At 44.2% G+C, this 7,909-nt stretch carries 7 protein-coding genes and 1 tRNA gene; 4 read left to right on the top strand and 4 right to left on the bottom strand.

What is annotated here, in order from left to right:
• Positions 1–166 precede the first annotated feature (166 nt).
• Positions 167–240 (top strand) — tRNA-Met (locus tag AC5590_RS10750).
• A gap of 122 nt (positions 241–362) precedes the next feature.
• On the opposite strand, the gene AC5590_RS10755 is transcribed toward AC5590_RS10750, so the two are convergent.
• A complete protein-coding gene (locus AC5590_RS10755) occupies positions 363–545 on the bottom strand; it encodes a hypothetical protein (protein WP_169268631.1) in 183 nt (60 codons plus the stop codon).
• 60 nt (positions 546–605) lie between these two features.
• Between AC5590_RS10755 and AC5590_RS10760 the strand changes: the two genes are divergently transcribed.
• The gene (locus tag AC5590_RS10760) at positions 606–2,186 is read left to right on the top strand and encodes a transposase (RefSeq protein WP_169268632.1); all 1,581 of its coding nucleotides are present in this window, start codon (positions 606–608) and stop codon (positions 2,184–2,186) included.
• A gap of 49 nt (positions 2,187–2,235) precedes the next feature.
• Here the strand turns inward: AC5590_RS10760 and AC5590_RS10765 are convergent, their stop codons facing one another.
• Positions 2,236–4,392 carry an amylo-alpha-1,6-glucosidase gene (locus AC5590_RS10765; protein WP_169268633.1) on the bottom strand — a complete coding sequence of 719 codons (2,157 nt, stop codon included), beginning with the start codon at positions 4,390–4,392 and terminating at the stop codon, positions 2,236–2,238.
• Between the two features lie 250 nt (positions 4,393–4,642).
• Here AC5590_RS10765 and AC5590_RS10770 point away from each other — a divergent pair, with 250 nt between their 5' ends.
• A complete protein-coding gene (locus AC5590_RS10770) occupies positions 4,643–5,254 on the top strand; it encodes a peroxiredoxin (protein WP_169268634.1) in 612 nt (203 codons plus the stop codon).
• Positions 5,255–5,474: 220 nt separating this feature from the next.
• A complete protein-coding gene (locus AC5590_RS10775) occupies positions 5,475–6,011 on the top strand; it encodes a peroxiredoxin family protein (protein WP_169268635.1) in 537 nt (178 codons plus the stop codon).
• 97 nt (positions 6,012–6,108) lie between these two features.
• On the opposite strand, the gene AC5590_RS10780 is transcribed toward AC5590_RS10775, so the two are convergent.
• Both AC5590_RS10780 and AC5590_RS10785 read right to left on the bottom strand, forming a co-directional pair.
• Positions 6,109–7,107, bottom strand: coding sequence for a DnaJ C-terminal domain-containing protein (locus AC5590_RS10780; protein ID WP_169268636.1), 999 nt, complete (start codon positions 7,105–7,107; stop codon positions 6,109–6,111).
• A gap of 120 nt (positions 7,108–7,227) precedes the next feature.
• Positions 7,228–7,740 carry an AAA family ATPase gene (locus tag AC5590_RS10785; RefSeq protein ID WP_169268637.1) on the bottom strand — a complete coding sequence of 171 codons (513 nt, stop codon included), beginning with the start codon at positions 7,738–7,740 and terminating at the stop codon, positions 7,228–7,230.
• Positions 7,741–7,909 lie beyond the last annotated feature (169 nt).

Genomic DNA, 7,909 nt, shown 5'->3' on the forward strand with positions numbered 1-7,909 from the left:
GGGAAAGAATTAGAAACCAATCATTTGTATCAGGGATTTCGTGAAATGGTATTACACCCCTATACCCCTACACCCCTTTGTTGGTCAGCTCATGTTTAGCTGTGAATTATTGAGTGTTGACTTAAAAGTTTTTGTATGCTAAATTAAATAATCGAATAATGTGTATGGCTCAGTAGCTCAGTTGGTTAGAGTAGGGGACTCATAAGCCCTTGGTCGTGTGTTCGAGTCACACCTGAGCCATTTTTGCAAATGTTAAGTAATGAATAGAGAGTAGTGAATTAAACGAACTCACAAAGATTTTGGTCGGGAAGAGTGGAAGCCCCGTCTCTTTTAGAGCGGGGAGGAAACACGACGCGGGGAATTTATTCCCCGTCAGCCCTCAAAAACTTTTCAACATACTCGCTTACACTTATCTCTAACTCTTTTGCTTTTATAACAGCGTTAGACCACGCAGTATCGGTCAACATGATGTTGCGTGGTTTCTTTTTTTCTTCATAAAGAACTGGAATATTCTTCATTCTTTTTAATCCTTTTCCTGTTGACATAAACAGAACCTGCGCATATAGTAAGGTATAGCATAGCAAACAACTAGGGGGTGATGTCAAGTGGCTCGGAGTTCAACTAAATCGTTCATTACAGAAGTGCCGTTAAAGGTAAATAGTAAACAAGAATCAGAATTATTGGCTCGTTTTCAAGCGGGTAGACAAGTTTATAATGCTTGCTTGAATGAAGCGATGAAGCGATTGGAGTTAATGCGCAACTCCGAGTCATACAAGGTAGCGAACAAGATATCTAGAGCAAAAAAGAAAGAGCGCAGCAACACTTTTAGAAAAGTTTGTGAACAGTTTCGGTATTCTGAATACGACTTGCATTCATTTGCGACGAAGACAAGTAATGCAGCAAAGTGGATTGCCCAAAAAGTTGATTCAAACACTCAGCAAAAACTTGCAACCCGCGCGTTCAAAGCGAGTGAGCGTGTTTTGGTAGGGCGTGCTAGAGAAGTACGGTACAAAGTGCCAAGCCGATTTCGTTCAATGGAAGGCAAGTCCAATAAGACTGGCATCAGATGGAAAGATGATTGTTTGGTATGGGGCAAGCTTGTCCTGCAACCAATCATTGACCCATCCAACCCAGTTATTCGACATGGTCTGGAATCAACTGTTAAATATGTCCGGCTGTTATGGCGTATTCTGAATGGAAAGCGGCGTTGGTATGCTCAACTTGTCAATGAAGGTGAACCATACCAGAAGTCTCAAAACTATGTTGTTGATGGGTTGATTGGTCTTGACCTCAACATAAGCAATATTGCATATGTAGGAGATGACCATGCTGGTTTATTGCCATTTGCCGAGCTTGTCCCGACTTTTCAAAAAGAAATAACCGAGTTGCAACGTAAGATGCAGCGTTCCCAACGTGCTAACAATTCCGACTTTTTTGAACCAAACTTTGAAGCAAAAAGAGGGCGTAAAACCGTTGTAAACAAAGGAAAAGTCAAAAAGGGAGTCAAGAAAGCTAAGGCGAAATGGAACAAATCCAGCAACTACCTTAAAGCTGCCAACAAGAAACGTGAATTAGAACGTCGCAAAGCAGCTTATGCCAAGACTCAGAACCGTCGTGTTGTTAACGAAATATTGAGACACGGCAAGCATATCAAAACTGAAAACGTTTCAGTACGCGGCTGGCAGAAAAGATACGGTAAAGCCATCTCTGCCAAGTCACCAGGTTTTGTACAGTCCGAACTGCTCCGTAAAGCTGAGAATGCTGGCGGTACAGTTATCAAGTTTTCTACTCAAAAGACCGCACTAAGTCAAACTCATTTAGACGGGACGCGCATCAAAAAAGCTCTGTCTCAACGAGTTCATCGGGATGTAACGGGTATTTCTGATCATCATCGTGATTTGTTTAGTGCATTTTTGAGTAGATATGTAAGTCAAGACGCGCTGATATTGCAAGACGCTCAAGACGAGTATCTGGGGGCGGCAGCTTTTGGGGGGAAGCTTCCCCCCAAAACGTGCCTTTTGGAACCAATCCTGTTGGAGGCATATCAGCAACGAATAACCCGCGAGCAAGTAAGCAAGTCTGAAAGCACGCAGATTGACTCTCCGTCAGAGCGGGTTTCCAATGAGCCACTAACCACTAGCCAGGTAGTCAATAAGGACGAGAAGCTAGATGGGGATGTGGCGTGAATCCCCGTCGCTTCAGCGCGGGGAGGGTTCAAAGCTCCCTACTCCTTACTCAATAGTTCTTCAAATGTCGAATGACTTCAGCAACAGACCAAGCTTGAGCTACTGCTACTCTTGGTGTGAGCGGCTGATCACCCTCAAAAATTTCGGAAATAGATCCAAGACAGGCATCAGATAGAAAGTGTTTTAGCAGGGGTTGCCAATCAAAAGGCAATGGAAGTCCCGGATAAAAACGCTCCCAACCACGAATGAAAGGACCAATCAACCAACTCCATACCGTACCTTGGTGATAAGCGCGATCGCGTTTTTCTGGGTTTCCCTTATATTTGCCAATGTATTCTGGATCTGTTGGTGCCAGACTGCGAAGACCATAAGGAGTGAGTAAGCAAGAACAAGCAAGAGCAAGGATTTTTTGCCCTTGCTGTTGAGAGAACGCACAATGTGAAAGCGAAAGTGCTAAAACGGCATTTGGGCGAATCTGAGAATTTCTTAGATCATCTGGCTCAATCACATCGTACAAATAACCCAGTTGAGGATTCCAGTACTGTTGCATAGAAGCTTTCACTTGTTGTGCTAGCTCAGTGTAACGCAAAGCCTGCTTAGCAAGACGCCCACGGTCAACCATAGCTTCGTGTTCACTCAAAATTTCTGCCCACCGACTTGCCCAACATAGCGCTGAATACCATAGAGCATTAATTTCCACTGGCTTACCACGACGGGGAGTGACAGGCTGCCCGTCCACTACCGCATCCATCCAGGTCAGAGCTACAGCAGGAGCATACCAACTAACTAGCCCATCGGTAACATCGGCCTGGATATTATAGCGTGTCCCTCCAATGAAAGCTTTGTAGATTTGCTGCACCACTGGATATTGCTCTACCAAAAACTGCCAGTCTTGCGTCGCTTCCAAGTAAAGCCCTAAAGTTTCAATCCACCATAGTGCTGCATCAATACTGTTATAAAACGGTTCACCATCCGCGTCAGGAAATGCATTAGGAATTAAACCATGAGAACAGTAACGTCCAAAAGTTTGCAACAGTCCTTTTGCCAACTCAAAACGCTGTGGAGTAAGAGTCAACCCTGGTAAGGCAATTAAGGTATCGCGCCCCCAGTCATTAAACCAGTGATATCCAGCAATCACGCTCGGACCAGCAATAGAAGCACGATAAACAATAAACTGATCGGCAGCTTGTAGTAGTCGCCGCCAGAGGTGGGATGGAGTTGGGGAAGATGAGGAAGATATAAGAGTATTATCTTCCTTTGCCTCACTTTGCCAATTTTCCCACCCAAAAATTTGAGACAGGCGCTGTTGCTCTGCTTCGACAAGTTCGGTAAAGGTTTCACAAGTCAGGGGAGTTTCCAGTTCATTCGGAAAACCCACTCGTGCATCCATTGTCACCGCATCCCCTGGACTGAGTGTAACTGTTAAGTAACCAGGGCTATAGAGGTCTTCGCGATCGCCCAACCCCCGCAGAGTTTCCTCGGGAAGTTTATAATCCAAGTACCAAAATGGATCTGGTTGATAGTTTCCTTGCGTCCAGCGCAAGTGCCAAGGTGTTCCAAAATTGTGAGAACTTATTGCTTGCAGGCAGACTTGCTGTTGTCCCAGCAATTGCGAGAACTGTAATTCTGGAATCACCTTTTGTTGATGGTGGAAGTCGCGATCGCCTATAAGCAGTCGCAGCTTCAATATCGCCGTTTGTGTACCTTCATAGCGATATTGAACCAACATACGATGGCAAAAATGAAATGGGGGAGATGTGGGAGTGAGCGAGTCAGGGCTTGCTTCTGTGCTTTGCCCTACTTTTTCCACCCCTTCGGGGTTCGGCAGTCGCTCATGGGGGAAACCCCCAAGACCGCGCTGCCTCACCAATCCATACGGCATCACCAAACGTCTAGTCAACTGCCAGTCGTCTTCACCCCATATCCACTTTGGAACTGGGTTAAGATCAAAAAGGCGCAGCAGTTCGTACCCCTTTGGCTCTATCTGACAACTGCCCCAGAAATTTGTCCCCAATGCCACAACTCGATCTGATAGTTCTAAGCTAGCTTCTAGGTGCGAAAGCAACACAGTACGCCCAGAAGGCGGGTTAGTCGCGGCAAACAACCAGCCATGATAACTGCGAGTGCGGATATCAGAAACTGTACCACTGGCAAAACTTCCTAAGCCATTAGTCAGTAACCATTCTCTTGTATCTAAATCCACCATTGTTTACTCAAAATCGTTATGAGTATGATATAGTTGTAACAGAATGTAATGAAGCCGTAAGTCTAGCCCTGCAGGCGGTGAGACTATTGGTTCAGGAGAGTCTGTCTGCGTTGACGACTGGCGCTCTTCCGTAAGGCGTGGCGGAGCGCCATGAGGCTCTCCCGTTAGGAGATGACGAGAACGGGTGAGATTACCTGACCCGAACTCCAACAATACTAAATAGATAATAAATTGAAGGAGATAATGGTTAATGCCTCTCACTTATCCATCAGAAGGATGCCTCCGTGTAGGTCAACAGGCTCCCGATTTTACAGCAACGGCTGTGGTAGATCAGGAATTTAAAACCATAAAACTTTCCGACTATCGCGGCAAGTATGTCGTACTGTTTTTCTATCCTTTAGACTTTACCTTTGTTTGTCCCACAGAAATCACAGCCTTTAGCGATCGCCACGAAGAATTTAAAAATCTTAACACCGAAATCCTTGGTGTTTCCGTTGATAGTGAGTTTTCTCACTTAGCATGGATTCAAACAGATCGCAAGTCTGGTGGCGTCGGTGACCTCAACTATCCCTTAGTTTCCGACATCAAAAAAGAGATTAGCGCAGCTTACAACGTGCTTGACCCAGCAGCTGGTGTTGCCTTGCGCGGTTTGTTCATTATTGACAAAGAAGGTGTCTTACAGCACGCTACCATCAACAACTTAGCTTTTGGTCGCAACGTTGATGAGACCCTGCGGACTTTGCAAGCCATTCAATACGTTCAGTCCCATCCGGACGAAGTTTGCCCTGCTGGCTGGCAACCAGGCGACAAGACAATGGTTCCCGATCCAGTGAAGTCCAAAGTTTACTTCGCTGCTGTTTAGGTTTCAAAAGTAATAGAGTAGTAGTAGCACTTGAATGTGCTATTACAAACTCACTCAAACTTAGCCACAGATAAACACAGACAAATCAAGTTCGTAATGAATAATTCGTAATCTATCAATATAATAAATTACGACTTAATAGTTACTAATTTTTTGGTTATATTCCGTGTACATCTATGGCTTTTTTATTTAAAACTTTCATAACATTAGGAATAGAAAGATGGTTACTTCTGCGGCTTCTAGCAACTTATTTAATGAACGATTCTTCCGTAACTTTTTACCAAAGCCAGCATCTAATACGTTGGAATGGGGATATCTTGCACCAGATTTTCAACTGCCAGATATCACTCATGGCACTTTAGTTAAGTTATCTGATTATAGAGGCGAGCAACCAGTCTTACTTGCCTTCACTCGTATCTTTACAGAAAAAAATTATTGCCCTTTTTGCTTTCCTCATATCAAATCCTTAAATGAAAACTACGAGCAATTTAAAAATCGGGGTATAGAAGTTTTAATGATTACCAGTACTGATGAACGGCAAAGTCAAATTGTTGTGAAAGATTTGAGTTTAAAAATGCCGCTATTGAGTGATCCAAGTTGTCGTGTATTCCGTAACTATAAACTTGGACAAGCATTGGGAGCACCTTTATCAGCACAATTTGTGTTAGATAAAGAAGGCAAACTTCGCTACAAACATTTATTTTCCTTTCTTGACCATAACGCTAGCGTGGAGAAATTGTTAGAGCAATACAATTAGGCAGAGCAATGCCAAAGAAACAAATTTCAAGTGAAAAACTAAAACCTGTTAAAACACCAAGCCCGCACCGAATCAATAGATAAGGTGTGGGCTAACCTTACAGCCTAATTTGCGGCAAATGTTCGCGGGGATTAAAAGTACGAATAGAGCGAATTTTTTCGTAGTATTCGCGTTCCTGCTGACTAATGTCTTTTGGTGGAACAATCGCAATTTTCACTAACTGATCGCTACGTCCAGCGCGAGGTTGAGGCCAGCCTTTTCCACGTAAGCGCAAAGATTGACCAGAACGCACTCCAACAGGAAGCTTCACATTCACCGAACCATCAGGTGTGGGAACCTCAACTGAGGCTCCTAGAACGGCTTCATCTGGTGTGATTGGTATTTCGCACACCAAGTTATCGCCATCAAACTGGAAGAAAGAGTGGGGTTGAAGTTCTACTTTTAGATATAAATCACCACGTTGTTGGTTGAAAGGACTAACTGGTCCTTTACCGCGTACGCGCAAACGATTGCCAGGTTTCGCACCTGCGGGTATGCGGACATCAATAACTTCGTTGCCTAGATTTAGCTGCTTTTGTACACCATGAAATGCTTCGGAAAAAGTTAGGGCGATCGCAGCTTCACTGTCTTGGGTAGCGCCAGTAGTACCTACATCTTGATAATTAAAATCATTAAAGCCACCAAAACCACTAGGTGCACCAGTGCTGGTGCGGTAATATGTTTGCCGTCCTCCGCGTGGACTACCACCGCCAAAGCGCCCTAGTAATTCGTTAATAAATTCATCAAAGCTACCATATTGGCTGAAATCAAAACCGCCCATATCAACACCAGCACCAGCACCAGATGGGAAGCCATCAGCTGCTTGTTTCCAGTATTGACCGAATTGGTCATACTTTTTGCGTTTGTCTGTGTCTGACAAAACTTCGTATGCTTCGTTAACTTCTTTGAACTTTGCCTCAGCTTGTTTGTTACCTGGGTTGACGTCAGGGTGATATTTCCGGGCTAATTTGCGAAAGGCTTGTTTGATTTCTTCTGGACTGGCAGTTTTACTAACGCCCAAAGTCGCGTAATAATCCTTAAAATCAGTTGCAGCCATAAACTCGCCTCCCTTAGAAATTTCCGTTAAAATTTTATCTAAAATTAAACTTGACAGAGTAACCCAGATATAATTCTGGTGCATAGACTCTGATCATAAATTAACAAATATTAAATTGATTTAAGTGGGGTTCTTGCTCACTACAGGAGTGCAATTCCCGTACTCTTGGGGTTCCTGAGAATAGCAAATTAAATTATTAAACCCTTCCTGTAGACTTGGAGGGGCATCCCGAAGCTGACGATACATACGAAATATGACATCTTCTGGCACTTTACGTTCCCGTTTTTTGTTGCGTGCTAAACACTGCCATACTGGGGTTCTCACCCACACCCCAGTTATATGGGTAAAGCCTAGTTCACGGGCTATGTCAATAACTTCACGGCGATGACGTCGCTGGGCATTAGTCGCATCGTAGATTATTGTACCACCTGCGATTAGCGCTTGTTGAAATTGCCGCTGAATTTCGCGCCAAATCAGTAGCCAAGGTCCTTGAAAAGCTTCATTACCAAACAATTGCCCTCGGATAGCATCGGTAGAAATGAGTTGCGTCCTCGGGCATTCTGCTAGCAATTGCGTTGCCAAAGTGGACTTACCGCTACCAGGAAGACCAATTAATACAATTAACTGAGTCATCTGTTCATTGTCTTTTTTCCTTTGTCATTAGCTTAGTAGTTAGTTGTTGGTTATTCTACTAACTACTAACTAATGACCCTTCGGGTGTGCGCAGAGCGCACGCCTTACGGCGAACGCCCTTCGGGTATCTCCTGCCCAGACGCTACTTTGTAAGTCCCAAAGGGACACG

Source organism: Brasilonema octagenarum UFV-OR1 (assembly GCF_963888615.1).
GTDB lineage: Bacteria > Cyanobacteriota > Cyanobacteriia > Cyanobacteriales > Nostocaceae > Brasilonema > Brasilonema sennae.